At 63.6% G+C, this 18,423-nt stretch carries 20 protein-coding genes and 1 tRNA gene; all 21 read left to right on the top strand.

What is annotated here, in order from left to right:
* Window positions 1–33: 33 nt before the first annotated feature.
* The 21 genes from ACTG4X_RS12930 (at window position 34) to ACTG4X_RS13030 (ending at window position 18,404) form a co-directional block, all read left to right on the top strand.
* Complete coding sequence (locus ACTG4X_RS12930; RefSeq protein ID WP_093057853.1) at window positions 34–1,032, top strand: NAD(P)H-quinone oxidoreductase; 999 nt, start codon at window positions 34–36, stop codon at window positions 1,030–1,032.
* A complete protein-coding gene (gene tpiA / locus ACTG4X_RS12935) occupies window positions 1,026–1,817 on the top strand; it encodes a triose-phosphate isomerase (protein WP_440533956.1) in 792 nt (263 codons plus the stop codon). The genes ACTG4X_RS12930 and tpiA overlap by 7 nt, the downstream gene beginning before the upstream one ends.
* Before the next feature lie 36 nt (window positions 1,818–1,853).
* A complete protein-coding gene (gene secG / locus ACTG4X_RS12940) occupies window positions 1,854–2,255 on the top strand; it encodes a preprotein translocase subunit SecG (RefSeq protein WP_093079907.1) in 402 nt (133 codons plus the stop codon).
* A gap of 119 nt (window positions 2,256–2,374) precedes the next feature.
* Window positions 2,375–2,459, top strand: a tRNA-Leu gene (locus tag ACTG4X_RS12945).
* 67 nt (window positions 2,460–2,526) lie between these two features.
* Window positions 2,527–2,886 (top strand): NADH-quinone oxidoreductase subunit A, encoded by a 360-nt coding sequence (locus ACTG4X_RS12950; protein WP_012748607.1) that lies wholly within the window; start codon window positions 2,527–2,529, stop codon window positions 2,884–2,886.
* Between the two features lie 12 nt (window positions 2,887–2,898).
* Window positions 2,899–3,378 carry a NuoB/complex I 20 kDa subunit family protein gene (locus ACTG4X_RS12955; RefSeq protein ID WP_007837763.1) on the top strand — a complete coding sequence of 160 codons (480 nt, stop codon included), beginning with the start codon at window positions 2,899–2,901 and terminating at the stop codon, window positions 3,376–3,378.
* A gap of 13 nt (window positions 3,379–3,391) precedes the next feature.
* Window positions 3,392–4,003 carry an NADH-quinone oxidoreductase subunit C gene (locus tag ACTG4X_RS12960; RefSeq protein WP_093057850.1) on the top strand — a complete coding sequence of 204 codons (612 nt, stop codon included), beginning with the start codon at window positions 3,392–3,394 and terminating at the stop codon, window positions 4,001–4,003.
* A 1-nt stretch (window position 4,004) separates the two neighbouring features.
* On the top strand, window positions 4,005–5,258 hold the full coding sequence (locus ACTG4X_RS12965; RefSeq protein WP_093057849.1) for an NADH-quinone oxidoreductase subunit D: 1,254 nt from the start codon (window positions 4,005–4,007) through the stop codon (window positions 5,256–5,258).
* Window positions 5,259–5,268: 10 nt separating this feature from the next.
* A complete protein-coding gene (locus ACTG4X_RS12970; protein ID WP_093079910.1) occupies window positions 5,269–5,808 on the top strand; it encodes an NADH-quinone oxidoreductase subunit NuoE family protein in 540 nt (179 codons plus the stop codon).
* Complete coding sequence (gene nuoF, locus ACTG4X_RS12975) at window positions 5,808–7,148, top strand: NADH-quinone oxidoreductase subunit NuoF (protein ID WP_093057847.1); 1,341 nt, start codon at window positions 5,808–5,810, stop codon at window positions 7,146–7,148. The genes ACTG4X_RS12970 and nuoF overlap by 1 nt, the downstream gene beginning before the upstream one ends.
* A 20-nt stretch (window positions 7,149–7,168) precedes the next feature.
* Window positions 7,169–9,340 carry an NADH-quinone oxidoreductase subunit NuoG gene (gene nuoG / locus ACTG4X_RS12980; RefSeq protein WP_440533957.1) on the top strand — a complete coding sequence of 724 codons (2,172 nt, stop codon included), beginning with the start codon at window positions 7,169–7,171 and terminating at the stop codon, window positions 9,338–9,340.
* Window positions 9,337–10,416, top strand: a complete 1,080-nt coding sequence (gene nuoH, locus ACTG4X_RS12985; protein ID WP_440533958.1) for an NADH-quinone oxidoreductase subunit NuoH — start codon at window positions 9,337–9,339, stop codon at window positions 10,414–10,416. The genes nuoG and nuoH overlap by 4 nt, the downstream gene beginning before the upstream one ends.
* Window positions 10,417–10,433: 17 nt before the next feature.
* Window positions 10,434–10,955: an NADH-quinone oxidoreductase subunit NuoI gene (nuoI, locus tag ACTG4X_RS12990; protein ID WP_042579825.1), complete on the top strand. Its 522-nt coding sequence runs from the start codon at window positions 10,434–10,436 to the stop codon at window positions 10,953–10,955.
* Window positions 10,956–10,993: 38 nt separating this feature from the next.
* Window positions 10,994–11,644, top strand: a complete 651-nt coding sequence (locus ACTG4X_RS12995) for an NADH-quinone oxidoreductase subunit J (protein WP_093057845.1) — start codon at window positions 10,994–10,996, stop codon at window positions 11,642–11,644.
* Window positions 11,641–11,949, top strand: coding sequence for an NADH-quinone oxidoreductase subunit NuoK (nuoK, locus tag ACTG4X_RS13000; protein WP_019653383.1), 309 nt, complete (start codon window positions 11,641–11,643; stop codon window positions 11,947–11,949). Before ACTG4X_RS12995 ends, nuoK begins: the two co-directional genes overlap by 4 nt.
* Window positions 11,950–11,956: 7 nt before the next feature.
* Window positions 11,957–13,990, top strand: a complete 2,034-nt coding sequence (gene nuoL, locus ACTG4X_RS13005; protein ID WP_093057844.1) for an NADH-quinone oxidoreductase subunit L — start codon at window positions 11,957–11,959, stop codon at window positions 13,988–13,990.
* Between the two features lie 24 nt (window positions 13,991–14,014).
* On the top strand, window positions 14,015–15,493 hold the full coding sequence (locus ACTG4X_RS13010; protein WP_440533959.1) for an NADH-quinone oxidoreductase subunit M: 1,479 nt from the start codon (window positions 14,015–14,017) through the stop codon (window positions 15,491–15,493).
* Window positions 15,494–15,517: 24 nt separating this feature from the next.
* Window positions 15,518–17,005 (top strand): NADH-quinone oxidoreductase subunit NuoN, encoded by a 1,488-nt coding sequence (gene nuoN, locus ACTG4X_RS13015; protein ID WP_093057842.1) that lies wholly within the window; start codon window positions 15,518–15,520, stop codon window positions 17,003–17,005.
* A gap of 14 nt (window positions 17,006–17,019) precedes the next feature.
* Window positions 17,020–17,325, top strand: a complete 306-nt coding sequence (locus tag ACTG4X_RS13020; RefSeq protein ID WP_093057841.1) for a DUF2818 family protein — start codon at window positions 17,020–17,022, stop codon at window positions 17,323–17,325.
* 10 nt (window positions 17,326–17,335) lie between these two features.
* Entirely contained in the window at window positions 17,336–17,947 is a 612-nt protein-coding gene (locus tag ACTG4X_RS13025) for an NUDIX domain-containing protein (RefSeq protein ID WP_440533960.1), read from the top strand.
* A gap of 7 nt (window positions 17,948–17,954) precedes the next feature.
* Window positions 17,955–18,404, top strand: coding sequence for a DUF1178 family protein (locus ACTG4X_RS13030; protein ID WP_093057839.1), 450 nt, complete (start codon window positions 17,955–17,957; stop codon window positions 18,402–18,404).
* Window positions 18,405–18,423 lie beyond the last annotated feature (19 nt).

Below are 18,423 nucleotides of genomic sequence, written 5' to 3' on the forward strand. Positions count from 1 at the left end.
GCCCCATCTGCGGGCGTTGGAGGCCGAAAGACCATGAAAGCCATTGAAATCACTTCGTACGGTGCCCCCGAGGTGCTGCGCGTTGCGCAGCGTCCCGACCCGGTAGCGGGTGCGGGCGAACTGCTGATCCGTGTGGCGGCAAGTGGCGTCAATCGCCCGGACGTGCTGCAGCGCAAGGGGCACTACCCCGTGCCGCCGGGCGCTTCCGATCTGCCGGGCCTCGAAGTGGCCGGCGAGATCGTCTCGGGTGACGCTGCGGCGCTGGCCGAGGCGGGCTTCAAGGTTGGTGACCGTGTCTGTGCGCTGATCGCCGGTGGCGGCTATGCCGAGCTGTGCGTGGCGCCCGTGGCGCAATGCCTGCCGGTGCCCAAGGGCTGGAGCGACATCGATGCAGCTTCGCTGCCCGAGACCTTCTTCACCGTCTGGAGCAATGTGTTCGACCGCGGCCGCCTGCAAAAGGGTGAGACGCTGCTGATCCAGGGCGGCTCGAGCGGCATCGGCGTCACGGCGATCCAGATCGCCAAGGCGCTCGGTGCGACCGTGATCGTCACGGCCGGCAGCGACGACAAGTGCGAAGCCTGCCTGAAGCTCGGCGCCGACCATGCCATCAACTACCGCACGAGCGACTTCGTCGAAGAGGCGAAGAAGCTCACCGGTGGCAAGGGTGTGGACGTGGTGCTCGACATGGTTGCTGGCGACTACGTGGCGCGCGAGATCGAGTGCCTGGCCGAAGATGGCCGGCTCGTGATCATCGCGGTGCAGGGCGGCGTGAAGAGCGAGATCAATGCGGGCCTTGTGCTGCGCAGGCGGCTCACGATCACCGGCTCGACGCTGCGTCCGCGGCCGGTGGCGTTCAAGGGCGCCATTGCCAAGGCCCTGCGCGAGAAGGTGTGGCCGCTGCTGGAAAGCGGTGCAATCAAGCCCGTGATCCACAGCATCTTTGCGGCGGCGGGCGAGCCCAGCGGCGCAGCCCAGGCTCACGCGCTGATGGAATCGAACCAGCACATCGGCAAGATCGTGCTGACATGGTGAGTGACGAGAAGAAGAACGCGATGACGACCAAGAAGAAACTGATCGCTGGCAACTGGAAGATGAACGGCAGCCTGGCTGCCAACGAGGCGCTGGTGAAGGCCTTGCAGCAAGGCCTGGCCGCAAGTCCGGCGGCTTGCGATGTGGCGCTGTGCGCGCCTGCGCCGTACTTCGCGCAACTGCAGTCGCTGCTGGCGGGTTCGCCGGCACTGGCACTGGGCGCGCAGGACATTTCGGCTCATCCGCAAGGCGCCTTCACCGGCGAGCAATCGGCGGCAATGCTGAAGGACTTCGGCGTGCGCTATGCCATCGTCGGTCACTCCGAGCGTCGGCAATACCACGGCGAGACCGATGAAGCGGTCGCGGCCAAGACGGCGGCAGCGCTGGCCAATGGCATCACGCCGATCGTCTGTGTCGGCGAAACGCTGGCACAGCGCGAAGCAGGGCAGACCGAAGAAGTCGTCAAGCGTCAGTTGGCAGCGGTCATTCATGTGAACGGCCATTGCATCAGTGAGATCGTCGTGGCGTACGAGCCTGTCTGGGCCATCGGTACGGGCAAGACGGCCACGCCGGAGCAGGCGCAAGCGGTGCATGCGGTGCTGCGCGCGCAGTTGCATCACGCAGCGAGCGAGCATGCTGCCGGCATCCAGATTCTTTATGGCGGCAGCATGAACGCCGCCAACGCCGCAGAACTGCTGGCGCAGGCCGACATCGATGGCGGCCTCATCGGTGGCGCTTCGCTCAAGGCGCCCGATTTTCTGCAGATCATTTCCGCCGCTGCGCGCTGAACGCGCAACGGCTGTATCACTTAGGAGTAAGAACGAATGAACCTGGTCCTCAATCTACTGGTCGGTGTGCAGATGCTGACGGCCCTCGCAATGATCGGCCTGATCCTGATCCAGCACGGCAAGGGCGCCGACATGGGTGCGGCCTTCGGCAGCGGAAGTGCTGGCAGCCTGTTCGGTGCCAGCGGCAGTGCCAACTTCCTCTCGCGCACCACGGCTGTGCTTGCTGCGGTGTTCTTCGCATGCACGCTGCTGCTGGCCTATTTCAGCCACGCGCGTCCTGCGGGCGGCGGCAGTCTTCTGGAGCGCGCTGCAGTGGGTGCGCCGGCCACGCCGGCTTCTGGTGCAGCGAGTGAAATTCCTGGTGCGGCGGCTCCCAGTACGCCTGCTTCGGCTCCTGCTGCCCCGGTTTCGGGCGCGGGTCAGATTCCGAGCAAGTAATCAACTCGTTTTCATGAGTTGCCTGTGAGAAATGGCTTCATTTCAGGGTAAACTCTAAATCTGTTCGGAAAGCCAAATGCCTCTTGCAGGTACCTCATGCCATCCGAACAGCAAAAACCGCGGTCGTGGTGAAATTGGTAGACACGCTATCTTGAGGGGGTAGTGGCGAAAGCTGTGCGAGTTCGAGTCTCGCCGACCGCACCAAATCTCATCGGCAGAAAGCCTCATCCAGAGGCTTCTCTTGCCGGTGGCAAGCGGTGAAAAACTCTCGATGAATCTCGACTCCTACCTCCCCGTCCTTTTGTTCATTCTGGTCGGAGTCGGCGTAGGCGTCGCCCCTCAGGTCATCGGATACATTCTCGGCCCCAACAGGCCCGACGCCGCAAAGAACGCTCCCTACGAGTGTGGCTTTGAAGCCTTCGAGGACGCACGCATGAAGTTTGACGTGCGCTATTACCTCGTTGCGATTCTCTTCATCCTGTTCGACCTCGAAATTGCCTTTCTCTTTCCGTGGGCCATTGCGCTCAAGGAGATTGGTGCTGTCGGCTTCTGGGCCATGATGATCTTTCTCGCCATCCTCGTCGTGGGCTTCGCCTACGAGTGGAAAAAAGGCGCGCTCGACTGGGAATGACAAGGAATCACGATGGCCATTGAAGGCGTTCTCAAAGAAGGTTTCGTCACCACCACCTACGACTCGGTGGTGAATTGGGCGAAGACCGGATCTCTCTGGCCGATGACCTTCGGCCTCGCATGCTGTGCGGTGGAAATGATGCACGCGGGTGCCGCCCGCTACGACATCGATCGTTTCGGCATGCTGTTTCGCCCCAGCCCACGTCAGTCCGATCTGATGATCGTGGCCGGCACGCTGTGCAACAAGATGGCTCCGGCCTTGCGCAAGGTCTACGACCAGATGCCCGAGCCGCGCTGGGTGTTGTCGATGGGTTCGTGTGCGAATGGCGGTGGCTACTACCACTACAGCTATTCCGTCGTGCGCGGCTGCGACCGCATCGTGCCGGTCGATGTCTACGTTCCGGGTTGCCCGCCCACCGCCGAGGCTTTGCTCTACGGCGTGATCCAGTTGCAGCAGAAGATTCGCCGCACCAACACCATTGCCCGCGCCTGAGGGATTGCCGACGATGACTGACTTTGCAATTTCGCCGGAGGTGCTGCGCGCCACCATCGCCGAGACGCTCGGCGCCAAGGCCAAGAGCGTGACGCTCGCCCTGGAAGAGGTGACCGTGGTGGTCGGCGCCGCCGACTACATCGAAGCCGCCTTGCTGCTGCGCGATGCGCCCGGCTGCCGCTTCGAGCAGCTGATCGACCTCTGCGGCATGGACTACTCCGACTACCGCGAAGGTGAGTGGCAGGGCGAACGCTACTGCGTCGTCACGCACCTGCTGTCGGTAAGCCTCAACCAGCGCGTGCGCCTGAAGGTGTTCGCGCCGAACGAAGACCTGCCTGTGGTCGATTCGCTGCAGCCCGTCTGGAATGCCGCCACCTGGTTCGAGCGCGAAGCCTTCGACCTCTACGGCATCGTGTTCGACGGTCACGACGACCTGCGCCGCATCCTGACCGACTACGGCTTCATCGGCCATCCGTTCCGCAAGGACTTCCCGGTGTCGGGTCACGTCGAGATGCGTTACGACGAAGAACAGAAGCGCGTGGTCTACCAGCCGGTTTCCATCGAGCCGCGCGAAATCACCCCGCGCGTGATCCGCGAAGACAACTACGGCGGCGGTTTGCACTGATATGGCCGAAATCAAGAACTACACACTCAACTTCGGTCCCCAGCACCCTGCGGCACACGGCGTGCTGCGCCTGGTGCTCGAGCTGGACGGCGAAGTGATCCAGCGCGCCGACCCCCACATCGGCCTGCTGCACCGCGCGACCGAGAAGCTTGCCGAATCGCGCACCTTCATCCAGTCGCTGCCGTACATGGACCGTCTCGACTACGTGTCGATGATGAGCAACGAGCACGCGTACTGCCTCGCCATCGAGCGGATGATGGGCCTCGAAGTGCCGATCCGCGCGCAGTACATCCGCGTGATGTTCGCCGAGATCACCCGCCTGCTGAACCACCTGCTGTGGCTCGGTGCGCACGGTCTGGATTGCGGTGCGATGAACATGCTCATCTACTGCTTCCGCGAGCGCGAAGACCTGTTCGACATGTACGAGGCCGTGTCCGGCGCGCGCATGCACGCGGCGTACTTCCGTCCGGGTGGCGTCTACCGCGACCTGCCGGATGCAATGCCGCAGTACAAGGTCAGCAAGATCAAGAACGCGAAGGCTATCGAGAAGCTCAACGAGAACCGCCAGGGCTCGCTGCTCGACTTCGTCGACGACTTCTGCAAGCGCTTCCCGAAGATGGTCGACGAGTACGAGACGCTGCTCACCGACAACCGCATCTGGAAGCAGCGCACCGTGGGCATCGGCGTGGTCACGCCGGAGCGCGCGCTGAACCTCGGCTTCACCGGCCCCATGCTGCGCGGCTCGGGCATCGAATGGGACCTGCGCAAGAAGCAGCCCTACGACGTCTACGACCAGATGCAGTTCGACGTGCCCGTCGGCAAGACCGGCGACTGCTACGACCGCTACCTGGTCCGCGTCGAAGAGATGCGCCAGGCCAACAAGATCATCCAGCAGTGCTCGGCCTGGCTGCGTGCCAACCCCGGCCCTGTCATCACTGACAACCACAAGGTCGCCGCGCCCGCGCGCGAATCGATGAAGGCGAACATGGAGGAGCTGATCCACCATTTCAAGCTCTTCACCGAAGGCTTCCACGTGCCCGAAGGCGAGGCGTATGCCGCCGTCGAGCATCCGAAGGGTGAGTTCGGCATCTATCTCGTGAGCGACGGCGCCAACAAGCCGTACCGCCTGAAGATCCGCGCCCCTGGTTTCCCGCACCTCGCCGCCCTCGACGAAATGTCGCGCGGTCACATGATCGCCGACGCTGTCGCGGTGATCGGCACGATGGACATCGTGTTCGGCGAGATCGACAGGTGAGAAAGAGCGAATGACGACTTCCTCGACCCACCATGACGCGGCGCCCTCGGCGCCGTTGAAGACTACGATCCTCGAGCGCTTTGCGCGCGAGGTCGCCAAGTACCCCGAAGCAGGCAAGCAATCCGCCGTGATGGCCTGCCTCGCCATCGTCCAGCAGGACGAGGGCTACGTCAGCCTGCAGCGCGAGCGCGAGATTGCCGAGTACCTCGGCATGGCGCCCATCGCCGTGCATGAAGTGACGACCTTCTACAACATGTACAACCAGCATCCGGTGGGCAAGTTCAAGCTCAACGTGTGCACCAACCTGCCTTGCCAGCTGCGAGACGGCGTCACCGCCCTCGTACACCTCGAGAAGAAGCTCGGCATCAAGATGGGCGAGACCACGGCTGACGGCCTGTTCACGCTGCAGCAGAGCGAATGCCTGGGCGCCTGCGCCGATTCGCCCGTGATGCTGGTCAACGACCGCACCATGTGCAGCTTCATGAGCAACGAGAAGCTCGACCAGCTCATCGAAGGCCTGCGCGGTTCCACCAAAGGGGAGGCTGCCTGATGTCACCCGAACAAGTGCTCCAGCAGTTCCAGGCGACGGGCGTCCAGACCTGCTTCCATGACCGTCACATCGAGCCGCAGATTTATGCGGGCCTTGACGGCACCAACTGGCGTCTGGCCGACTACGAGGCGCGCGGCGGCTACCAGGCGCTGCGCAAGATCCTCACTGAGGGCCTCACGCCCGACCAGGTGATCGCCGAAGTCAAGGCTTCGGGCCTGCGCGGCCGTGGCGGCGCCGGTTTTCCGACCGGCCTGAAGTGGAGCTTCATGCCCCGCCAGTTCCCGGGCCAGAAGTACCTCGTCTGCAATTCGGACGAGGGCGAGCCGGGTACGTGCAAGGACCGCGACATCCTGCAGTTCAACCCGCACATCGTGATCGAAGGCATGGCCATCGCCGCGTATGCGATGGGCATCAGCGTGGGCTACAACTACATCCACGGCGAGATCTTCCAGAGCTACGACCGCTTCGAGGAAGCCCTCGAAGAAGCGCGCGCCGCCGGCTACCTCGGCGACAAGATCATGGGCAGCACGTACAACTTCCAGTTGCACGCCGCCCACGGCTTCGGTGCCTACATCTGCGGCGAAGAAACCGCGCTGCTCGAATCGCTCGAAGGCAAGAAGGGCCAGCCGCGCTTCAAGCCGCCGTTCCCGGCCAGCTTCGGCCTGTACGGCAAGCCGACCACCATCAACAACACCGAGACCTTCGCGGCGGTGCCCTGGATCATCCGCAACGGTGGTCCGGCTTACCTCGAATGCGGCAAGCCGAACAACGGCGGTACCAAGATCTACTCGGTGAGCGGTGACGTCGAGCTGCCCGGCAACTACGAAGTGCCCATGGGCACGCCGTTCTCCAAGCTCCTCGAGCTGGCCGGCGGCGTGCGCAAGGGTCGCACGCTGAAGGCCGTGATTCCCGGCGGATCGTCGGCGCCGGTGCTGCCGGCCGACATCATGATGGCCTGCACCATGGACTACGACTCCATCGCCAAGGCCGGCTCCATGCTCGGTTCGGGCGCGGTGATCGTCATGGACGACAGCCGCTCGATGGTCGAGTCGCTCAAGCGCCTCTCGTACTTCTACATGCACGAGTCCTGCGGCCAGTGCACGCCGTGCCGCGAAGGCACGGGCTGGCTCTACCGCGTGGTGGACCGCATCCACAACGGCCAGGGCAAGCCCAGCGACCTGCAACTGCTGGACTCCGTCGCCGGCGACATCATGGGCCGCACCATCTGTGCGCTCGGCGATGCGGCAGCGATGCCGGTGCGCGCCATGATCAAGCACTTCCGTCACGAGTTCGAAGCCCTGATCCCGGGCTACGTTCCGACGGCGCCCGTCAAGGCCTGAGCGCGAGAAGAAACATACTCATGATCGAAATCGAACTCGACGGCAAGAAGGTCGAAGTGACCGAAGGCAGCATGGTGATGCATGCTGCCGACAAGGCGGGCACGTACATCCCGCACTTCTGCTATCACAAGAAACTCAGCATCGCGGCCAACTGCCGCATGTGCCTCGTCGACGTGGAAAAAGCGCCCAAGCCGATGCCGGCCTGCGCCACGCCGGTCACGCAGGGCATGATCGTCCGCACCAAGAGCGAAAAGGCCATCAAGGCGCAGCAGTCGGTCATGGAGTTCCTCCTGATCAACCACCCGCTGGATTGCCCCATCTGCGACCAGGGCGGCGAATGCCAGTTGCAGGACCTGGCCGTTGGCTACGGCGGTTCTTCTTCGCGCTACGAAGAAGAAAAGCGCGTCGTGTTCCACAAGGACGTGGGCCCGCTGATCAGCATGGAAGAAATGAGCCGCTGCATCCATTGCACGCGCTGCGTCCGCTTTGGCCAGGAAGTGGCCGGCGTGATGGAGCTCGGCATGTCGCACCGCGGCGAACACTCCGAAATCGAAACCTTCCTCGGCGACTCGGTCGACTCCGAACTGTCGGGCAACATGATCGACATCTGCCCGGTCGGCGCGCTCACGAGCAAGCCCTTCCGCTACAGCGCCCGCACCTGGGAACTGTCGCGCCGCAAGTCGGTGAGCCCGCATGACTCCACCGGCGCCAACCTGATCGTCCAGGTCAAGAACAACCGCGTGATGCGCGTGGTGCCGCTCGAGAACGAAGACGTCAACGAATGCTGGATTGCCGACCGCGACCGCTTCTCGTACGAAGCGCTCAACGGCCCGGAACGCCTGACGCAGCCCATGCTGAAGCAGGGCGGCCAGTGGCAGCAGGTCGACTGGCAGACGGCGCTCGAGTACGTTGCCAATGGCCTGAAGCAGATCAAGGCCGACCACGGCGCGCAAAGCATCGGCACGCTGGTCAGCCCGCACAGCACGCTCGAGGAGCTGCAGCTCGCAGCCTTGCTCACGCGTGAACTCGGCAGCGACAACATCGACTACCGCCTGCGCAACGCCGAATTCACGGCGTTCGAAGGCGTGCGCTGGCTCGGCACCTCGATCGCTTCGCTCACGCAAGTGCAGCGCGCGCTGGTCGTCGGCTCGAACCTGCGCAAGGAACATCCGCTGTTCGCACAGCGCATCCGCCAGGCCGTGCGCAAGGGCGCCGCGCTGTCGGTGATCACCTCGGCCAGCCTGATGGCTGCCCGCGACGCCTGGGCCATCGACGTGGCGCAGGCGTCCATCGTCGAAGCCGATCAATGGGTCGAGGCGCTGGCCGCAGTTGCTGCCGCCATCGGCCAGACCAATGGCGCAGCCGCGCCCCTGGCACCGAAGAACGCGCCTGACGCCGCCGCGCAAGCCATCGCAGCCTCGCTGCTGAGCGGCGAACGCAAGGCCATCCTGCTCGGCAATGCCGCCGCCCATCACGCACAAGCCAGCAGCCTGCTGGCCCTGGCGAACTGGATCGGTGCGCAGACGGGCGCCACCGTCGGCTACCTGACCGAAGCCGCCAACACCGTTGGCGCGCAGATCGTCGGCGCTTTTCCGAAGAACGGCGGCCTCGATGCAGGTCGCATGCTCGCTGCCGGTTCCGGCCTGAAGGCCGTGATGCTGCTGAACACCGAGCCGGTGTTCGACTCGGCCGCTGGCGCCGCCGCTGCCGATGTCATCGGCAATGCGCAAATGGTCGTCACGCTGAGCCCCTTCAAGGCCAACCTCGAGTTCAGCGACGTGCTGCTCCCGATCGCTCCGTTCACGGAAACCCCCGGTACCTTCGTCAATGCCGAAGGCCGCCTGCAAGGTTTCCATGCCGTCGTGAAGCCGCAAGGCGAAACGCGCCCGGCGTGGAAGGTGCTGCGCGTGCTGGCCAACCTGCTGGGCCTGCCCGGCTTCGCGTTCGAATCGACCACCGAGGTGCTGGCCAGCATCGGTGACAAGGGCGCGGTGCCGGCGAATGCGCTGAACAACGCCACCTCCGCCAATGCCGTCGCTTCCAGCGGTGCAACTGCTGCACCCGTGGTCGCGAGCATCTACCAGCTCGACTCGATCGTGCGCCGCGCACCGTCGCTGCAACTGACTGCCGACGCGCGCAATGCATCGGCTGGATCGAACGCGTCGGCGCGTGCCGAGGAGGCACTGGCATGATCATCGACACCATTCATGGCTTCGGCCAGGGGCTGGTTGCCGCAGGCTGGTGGACCGCCGTGGTCTGGCCCTTTATCTGGACGCTGATCAAGATCATCGTGGTCGTGATCCCGCTGATGCTGGCTGTGGCGTACCTCACGCTGTGGGAACGCAAGGCCATCGGCTTCACGCAGATCCGTATCGGCCCGAACCGCATCGGACCGCTGGGCCTGCTCCAGCCGATCGCCGACGCGCTCAAGCTGATGACCAAGGAAATCATTCTTCCGACGGTCGCCAACAAGGGCCTGTTCCTGCTGGGCCCGATCATGACCATCATGCCGGCGCTCGCCGCATGGGCCGTGATTCCCTTCGGCCCCGACGTGGCGCTGGCAAACATCAACGCCGGCCTGCTGTTCGTGATGGCCATCACCTCCCTCGAGGTGTACGGCGTGATCATCGCCGGCTGGGCCTCGAACTCGAAGTACGCCTTCCTGGGCGCGCTGCGCGCCTCGGCACAGATGGTGAGCTACGAAATCGCGATGGGCTTTTGCTTCGTCGTGGTGCTGATGGTCACCGGCAGCCTGAACATGAGCGAGATCGTGAACGTCCAAGGCAAGGGCATGTTCGCCAACATGGGCGTCGGCTTCCTGTCGTGGAACTGGCTGCCGCTGCTGCCGATCTTCGTCGTGTACTTCATCTCCGGCCTGGCCGAGACCAACCGCCACCCGTTCGACGTGGTGGAAGGCGAGTCCGAAATCGTTGCCGGCCACATGATCGAGTACTCGGGCATGAGCTTCGCGATGTTCTTCCTGGCCGAGTACGCCAACATGTGGCTCGTCTCGATCCTGACCGTCGTGCTGTTCCTCGGCGGATGGCTGCCGCCGTTCGAATTCCTGAGCATCATTCCGGGCTGGATCTGGCTGGGCCTCAAGACCTTCTGCGTGGTCACCATGTTCCTGTGGGTGCGTTCGACGTTCCCGCGCTTCCGCTATGACCAGATCATGCGTCTGGGCTGGAAGATCTTCATTCCCGTCACCCTCGTGTGGCTGGTCGTGGTCGGTGGCTGGATGCAGACGCCGTTCAACATCTGGAAATAACAGGAAGCGCCAACATCATGTCTGCTGCGCACACCGCAACACCGTCCGCGCCGTTCTCGCTCAAGGACTTCCTGGGCAGCTTCATGCTGTTCGAGCTGTTCAAGGGCCTGGCCATTACCGGCAAGTACGCCTTTGCCCGCAAGATCACGGTGCAGTTCCCCGAAGAGAAGACGCCGCTGTCGCCGCGATTCCGCGGCCTGCACGCGCTGCGCCGCTATGAAAACGGCGAAGAGCGCTGCATTGCCTGCAAGCTCTGCGAGGCTGTCTGCCCGGCGCTGGCCATCACCATCGAATCGGATGTGCGCGACGACGGCTCGCGCCGCACCACGCGCTACGACATCGACCTGACCAAGTGCATCTTCTGCGGCTTCTGCGAAGAGAGCTGCCCGGTCGACTCGATCGTCGAGACGCACATCTTCGAATACCACGGCGAAAAGCGCGGCGACCTGTACTTCACCAAGGACATGCTGCTGGCCGTGGGCGACCGCTACGAAAAAGAAATCGCAGCGAACAAGGCGGCTGACGCCAAGTACCGCTGATTCCGACCAGCCCGAACCCCGTACCAATTCGAATTCCAATGGACGTCAAGACCGGTCTGTTCTATCTGTTTGCCGTGGTGCTGCTGTTTGCAGCGTTCCGCGTCATCACCGCCCGCAACCCCGTGTACGCCGCTCTGTACCTGGTTCTGGCCTTCTTCCAGGCATCGGCCATCTGGCTGCTGCTGCGCGCCGAGTTCCTCGCGATCTCGCTCGTGCTGGTGTATGTCGGCGCCGTGATGGTGCTCTTCCTGTTCGTGGTGATGATGCTGGACATCAACGTCGACGGCTTGCGGGAGGGCTTCTGGAAGCACTTTCCGCTGGCGGCAGGCGTCGGTGCGCTGATTGCGCTCGAAATGGCGGCCGTGCTCATGGGCGGTTTCCGCCTCGGCGAGCCGCGCGCTGCTGCCGGTGCGTTGGGGGCCAACACTTCCAATACGCTCGAACTCGGCAAGCTGCTTTACTCCGAATACCTCTACCCGCTGGAAATTGCCGCGGTCATCCTGCTCGTGGCCATCGTGGCCGCCATCGCGCTGACGCTGCGCACCCGCAAGGACAGCAAGTACGTCAACCCAGCCGACCAGGTCCGCGTGAAAGCGCGCGATCGCGTGCGCATCGTGCAGATGCCGGCAACGCGTGCTGCCGAGCCTGTGGTTGAAGCTGCGGACGCTGCAAAGGAAAACAAGGCATGACGCTCACGCTCGGACACTTTCTTTCGCTCGGCGCGATGCTCTTCGCGCTGTCCGTGATCGGCATCTTCCTGAACCGCAAGAACCTGATCGTCCTGCTGATGGCCATCGAGCTGATGCTGCTCGCGGTCAACATGAACTTCGTGGCGTTCTCGCACTTCCTGGGCGACATGCACGGCCAGATCTTCGTGTTCTTCATCCTGACGGTGGCCGCGGCCGAGTCGGCCATCGGGCTGGCGCTGCTGGTTCTGCTGTTCCGCAACAAGTCGAACATCAACGTCGACGAACTCAACTCGCTCAAGGGTTGAAAGCAACATGAGCGCAACCCTTTCCGCATCCACCTTGCTGGCCGTGCCGCTGGCACCCCTGGTCGGCGCCGCTGTCGCCGGCCTGTTCGGCACCAAGTTCGGCGGCAATCACATCGGCCGCAAGGTCACGCATTCGCTGACCATCCTGGGCGTGCTGGTCGCCTTCATCATCTCGGCCATGACGCTCAAGAGCGTGGTGGCCGACGGCGCTCGCTTCAACGAAACCATCTATGAATGGATGGTCGTGGGCGGCCTGAAGATGGAAGTCGGCTTCATGGTCGACGGCCTCACCGCCATGATGATGTGCGTCGTGACCTTCGTGTCGCTGATGGTCCACATCTACACCATCGGCTACATGGAAGAAGACGACGGCTACAACCGCTTCTTCGCGTACATCTCGCTGTTCACCTTCTCGATGCTGATGCTCGTCATGAGCAACAACATGCTCCAGCTGTTCTTCGGCTGGGAAGCGGTGGGCTTGGTGTCGTACCTGCTGATCGGTTTCTGGTTCAACAAGCCGACCGCGATCTTCGCGAACATGAAGGCCTTCCTGGTCAACCGTGTGGGCGACTTCGGCTTCATCCTCGGCATCGGCCTGATCGCCGCCTACGCCGGCACGCTGAACTACACCGAAGCCTTCGCCAAGGCGGGTACGCTGGCCGGTATCACGTTCCCGGGCACCGAGTGGATGCTCATCACCGTGATCTGCATCTGCCTGTTCATCGGCGCGATGGGCAAGAGTGCCCAGTTCCCGCTGCACGTGTGGCTGCCCGACTCGATGGAAGGCCCGACGCCCATCTCCGCGCTGATCCACGCGGCAACGATGGTGACGGCCGGCATCTTCATGGTGGCGCGCATGTCGCCGCTGTTCGAGCTGAGCGACACGGCACTGAGCTTCATCCTCGTGATCGGCGCCATCACCGCGCTGTTCATGGGCTTCCTGGGCATCATCCAGAACGACATCAAGCGCGTGGTCGCGTACTCGACGCTCTCGCAGCTCGGCTACATGACGGTGGCGCTCGGTGCCTCGGCCTACTCGGTCGCGGTGTTCCACCTGATGACGCACGCGTTCTTCAAGGCGCTGCTGTTCCTCGGCGCCGGCTCGGTGATCATCGGCATGCACCACAACCAGGACATCCGCTGGATGGGCGGCGTGCGCAAGTACATGCCGATTACCTGGATCACCTCGCTGCTAGGGTCGCTCGCGCTGATCGGCACGCCGTTCTTTGCCGGCTTCTACTCGAAGGACAGCATCATCGAAGCGGTGCACGAAAGCCACCTGTGGGGCGCGAACTTCGCGTACTACGCGGTGCTGGCCGGCGTGTTCATCACGGCGTTCTATTCGTTCCGCATGTACTTCCTGGTCTTCCACGGCAAGGAACGCTACGACCAGAACCCCGATGCGCACCATGACGACCATGGCCACGGTCATGACGATCATGGTCACGGCCATGACCAGAAGCCGCACGAATCGCCTTGGGTCGTCTGGCTGCCGCTGGTGCTGCTGGCCATCCCCTCGGTGGTGATCGGCTTCATGACGATCGAGCCGATGCTGTTCGGCGAGTTCTTCAAGAACGCGATCGTCGTGGACGGCACCAGGCACCACGCCATGAAGGAACTGGAAGAAGCCTTCCACGGCCCGGTGGCCATGGCCATCCACGGCCTGCAGGCTGCGCCGTTCTGGCTGGCGCTGGCTGGTGTGGTCCTGTCCTGGTACATGTACATGATCAACCCGGCGCTGCCGGCTGCGATCAAGCGCGCCTGCGGCCCGATCTACCGCCTGCTCGAGAACAAGTACTACATGGACTGGTTCAACGAGAACGTCATTGCCCGCGCCACGCGCGCGCTTGGCACCGGCCTGTGGAAGGGTGGCGACCAGGCCCTGATCGACGGAGCCGTCGTCAACGGTTCGTGGAAAGTGATCGGCCGGATTTCGGGTGTGGTGCGCTGGATGCAGTCTGGCTACATCTACCACTATGCCTTCGCGATGCTGCTCGGCATCTTCATCCTGATGACGTACTTCGTCTGGTTCAAACGCTGAGCCTAGCGCTGGAGAAAAAGAAAAATGGGTTTGTTGAGCCTTGCCATCTGGGTGCCGATCGCATTCGGCGCCGTGCTGCTGGCGTTTGGCCGTGACGAGCATGCCAAGGGCGTGCGCTGGGTCGCGCTAGTCGGTGCCATCGTGAGCTTCCTGGTCACGGTTCCGCTGTTCACGCGTTTCCAGAACGGCACTGCCGCGATGCAGTTCGTCGAAAAGACGGGCTGGATCGCACGCTTCAACGTCAACTACCACCTCGGGATCGACGGCCTGTCGCTCTGGCTGGTGCTGCTGACGTCGTTCATCACGGTCGTCGTCGTGATCTCGGCCTGGGAAGTGATCACCGAGCGCGTGAACCAGTACATGGGCGCGTTCCTGATCCTGTCGGGCTTCATGATCGGCGTGTTCTCCGCGCTCGACGGCGTGCTGTTCTACGTGTTCTTCGAAGCCACGCTGATCCCGATGTACCTGATCATCGGCATCTGGGGCGGCCCGAACAAGATCTACGCGGCGTTCAAGTTCTTCCTCTACACCTTGCTCGGCTCGCTGCTGATGCTGGTTGCGCTGATCTTCCTGTACAACAAGTCGGGCGGCAGCTTCGACATCCTGGCCTGGCACAAGCTGCCGCTGGGTTCGACCGCGCAGACCTTCCTGTTCTTTGCTTTCTTCGCGGCCTTCGCCGTGAAGGTGCCGATGTGGCCGGTGCACACCTGGCTGCCCGACGTGCACGTCGAGGCGCCCACCGGTGGCTCCGCCGTGCTGGCCGCGATCATGCTGAAGCTGGGCGCCTATGGCTTCCTGCGCTTCTCGATGCCCATCGCGCCCGACGCCTCGCACGAATGGGCCTGGCTCATGATCGCGCTGTCGCTGATCGCCGTGATCTACGTGGGCCTGGTTGCGCTGGTGCAGCAGGACATGAAGAAGCTGGTGGCTTATTCGTCGGTGGCCCACATGGGCTTCGTGACGCTCGGCTTCTTCATCTTCAACGAGCTCGGCGTGTCCGGCGGCATCGTGCAGATGATTGCGCACGGCTTCGTGTCGGGCGCCATGTTCCTGGGCATCGGCGTGCTGTACGACCGCGTGCACTCGCGCCAGATCGCCGATTACGGCGGCGTGGTCAACACCATGCCCAAGTTCGCCGCGTTCGCGCTGCTGTTCGCCATGGCCAATTGCGGCCTGCCGGGTACCGCCGGTTTCGTGGGCGAGTGGATGGTGATCCTGGGCGCCGTGAAGGCCAACTTCTGGATCGGCCTTGGCGCCGCCACCGCGCTGATTTTCGGCGCGGCCTACACCCTCTGGATGTACAAGCGCGTGTACCTGGGTCCGGTCGGCAACGACCACGTCAAGGAACTCAGCGACATCAACGCTCGCGAGTTCCTGATGCTGGCACTGCTGGCCATTGCTGTGCTGTGGATGGGCCTGTTCCCGAAGCCGTTCACCGACGCGATGGACGCCTCGGTGACCGAGCTCCTGCGCCACGTGGCAGTTTCGAAGCTGCCTTCCTGATGCCACGCTGAAGAAGAGAACGAGATGATTGACAAACTCAGCTGGGTCACGATCTACCCCGAAATCGTGTTGCTGGTCATGGCCTGCATCATTGCGCTGGTCGACCTGTCGGACACGAGCCCGCGCCGTACCCGCACCTATGTGTTGACGCTGGCCACGCTTGCCGTGGTCGCCGTGCTGTCGGGCCTGCAGGCCCTTGACGCCAAGACGATCTACGGCTTCGGCGGCATGGTCGTCAGCGACCCGATGGGCAACTGGCTCAAGTGCTTCGCCACCGTCGCCCTGATGGTCACTCTGGTCTACGGCCGTCCCTATGCGGCCGACCGCGAGATGCTGCGCGGCGGCGAGATGTTCACCGTCAGCATGTTCGCGCTGCTGGGCATGTTCGTGATGATCTCGGGCAGCAACTTCCTGCTGATCTACCTGGGACTCGAACTGCTCACGCTGTCGAGCTATGCGCTGGTGGCGCTGCGCCGCGACAACGCGGTGGCCAGCGAAGCGGCGATGAAGTACTTCGTGCTCGGCGCCATGGCCAGCGGCTTCCTGCTGTATGGCCTGTCGATGATGTACGGCGCGACCGGCTCGCTCGACGTCAACGAAGTGTTCAAGACCATCGCGAGCGGCAAGGTGAACCACCAGGTGCTGGTGTTCGGCCTGGTGTTCATCGTCGCCGGCCTGGCCTTCAAGGTGGGCGCTGCGCCGTTCCACATGTGGGTGCCTGACGTCTACCAGGGCGCTCCGACTGCGATCACGCTGCTGATCGGCGCCGCGCCCGAGCTGGCTGCCTTCGCGATCATCATCCGCCTGCTGGTCGACGCTCTGCAGCCGCTTGCCATCGACTGGCAGCAGATGCTGGCCGTGCTCGCCATCGCCTCGCTGCTGGTTGGCAACCTGGCCGCCATTGCGCAGAGCAACCTGAAGCGCATGCTGGCCTATTCGACGATCTCGCAGATGGGCTTCATGCTCCTCGGCCTGGTCGCCGGCTCGGACCAGCAGGGCACCTACAACGCCCAGTACGCCTACAGCGCCTCGATGTTCTACATCGTGACCTACGTGCTGACCACGCTGGCCAGCTTCGGCATCATCCTGCTGCTGGCGCGCGAAGGCTTCGAAAGCGAAGAGATCACCGACCTGGCTGGCCTGAACCAGCGCAGCCCGCTGTACGCCGGCGTGATGGCCATTGCGATGTTCTCGCTGGCCGGCCTGCCGCCGCTGGTCGGCTTCTACGCGAAGCTGGCCGTGCTGCAGGCGCTGATTGCATCGGGTCACGCCATCTACATCGGCCTGGCCGTGTTCGCGGTGATGATGTCGCTGATCGGCGCGTTCTACTACCTGCGCGTGGTCAAGGTCATGTACTTCGACGCACCCGTCACGGCCACCACCGTGTCGGCGCCGCGCGACGTGCGCACGGTGCTCACGATCAACGGCGCGTTGATCCTGATCCTGGGCATCGTGCCCGGCGGCCTGATGACGCTTTGCTACGACGCGATCGTGGCAACCCTGGCCCACTGACGCGGCCCGGCCTGGTGTCGCAAACCGCGTCGGTCTGGGTCGTTCTGCTGGTGGCCCTGGTGGCTGCCAACCTGCCGTTCTTCAACGACCGCCTGTTCGGCGTCGTGCCGCTGGCGACAAAGCCCAAGTCGCTCGCGGTGCGTCTCGCCGAACTGGTGGTCTTGTACTTTCTGGCCGGCGGTATCGGGCTGCTGTTCGAGCGCAGGGCAGGGCAGATTGCCCCGCAGGGCTGGGAGTTCTATGCGGTGACTGGCGCGCTGTTCATCGTGCTGGCCTTTCCAGGATTCACCTGGCGCTATCTGATGAAGCACAGGCATTGACGAGGACGACATGACCACGCCCATCGACACCACCGATTCCCATCTGAAGGAAGAGCTCACGAGCCGCGAAGAGCTGTTCAAGGGCAAGTTCCTGGAAGCCAGGCGCGACACCATCCGGCTGCCTGATGGCCACAGCGCCACGCGCGAATACGTGGTGCATCCGGGCGCCGTGGTGGTGATTCCGCTGCTGGACGACGGCCGAGTGGTGCTGGAGCGGCAGTTCCGCTACCCGGTCGGCCACGTGATGATCGAATTTCCGGCGGGCAAGCTCGATGCGGGCGAAGACCCTTTCGATTGCGGCCGGCGTGAACTGATTGAGGAAACCGGCTATACCGCGCGCGAATGGGCGTATGCGGGTGCGATGCACTTGGCGGTGGCGTACTCGACCGAAATCATCCACATCTACTTTGCGCGCGGCCTTTCACTCGGTGAGCGGCAGCTCGATCATGGCGAGTTTCTCGACGTGTTCACGGCCACGCCCAATGAGTTGGCCGGCTGGTGCCGTGACGGCAAAGTGACCGACGCCAAGACCCTGACCTGCACGCTTTGGCTGCAGAACGTCCTTTCGGGCGCATGGACACTGGATTGGAAGGCTGCCCCTGCGGAAGGCCACGCGGGATAATCCGCGGATGAAGGTTCTCAATCTCCGCTGCGCGCACGGCCACGGCTTCGAGGGCTGGTTCGCGTCCAACGAGGCCTTCGACAGCCAGTTGGCCAGCGGACTGGTCGAGTGCCCGGTCTGTGGCGACACCGCCATCGTCAAGCTGCTGAGCGCGCCGCGCCTCAATCTGGGCAATGCCAAGGCGCCTGAGGCTGCGGCACCGGCTGCTGCCTCGAACGTTCCCGCCGAACTCTCACCCGAAGCCCGCTGGATGCGCGCTGTGCGCGAGGTGCTGGCAAAGACCGAAGACGTCGGCGACCGCTTTGCCGACGAAGCCCGCAAGATGCACTACGGCGAAGCCCAGGAGCGCGGCATTCGCGGCCAGGCGACGCCGGAGCAGACCGAAGCGCTGCTCGACGAAGGCATTCCGGTGATGGCGCTGCCGATTCCGGCGGCGCTGAAAGAAACCCTGCAGTAATTGACCGGCCGGTTGCGGC

The organism is Variovorax sp. YR566, assembly GCF_051992195.1.
In the GTDB taxonomy this organism is placed as follows: domain Bacteria; phylum Pseudomonadota; class Gammaproteobacteria; order Burkholderiales; family Burkholderiaceae_C; genus Variovorax.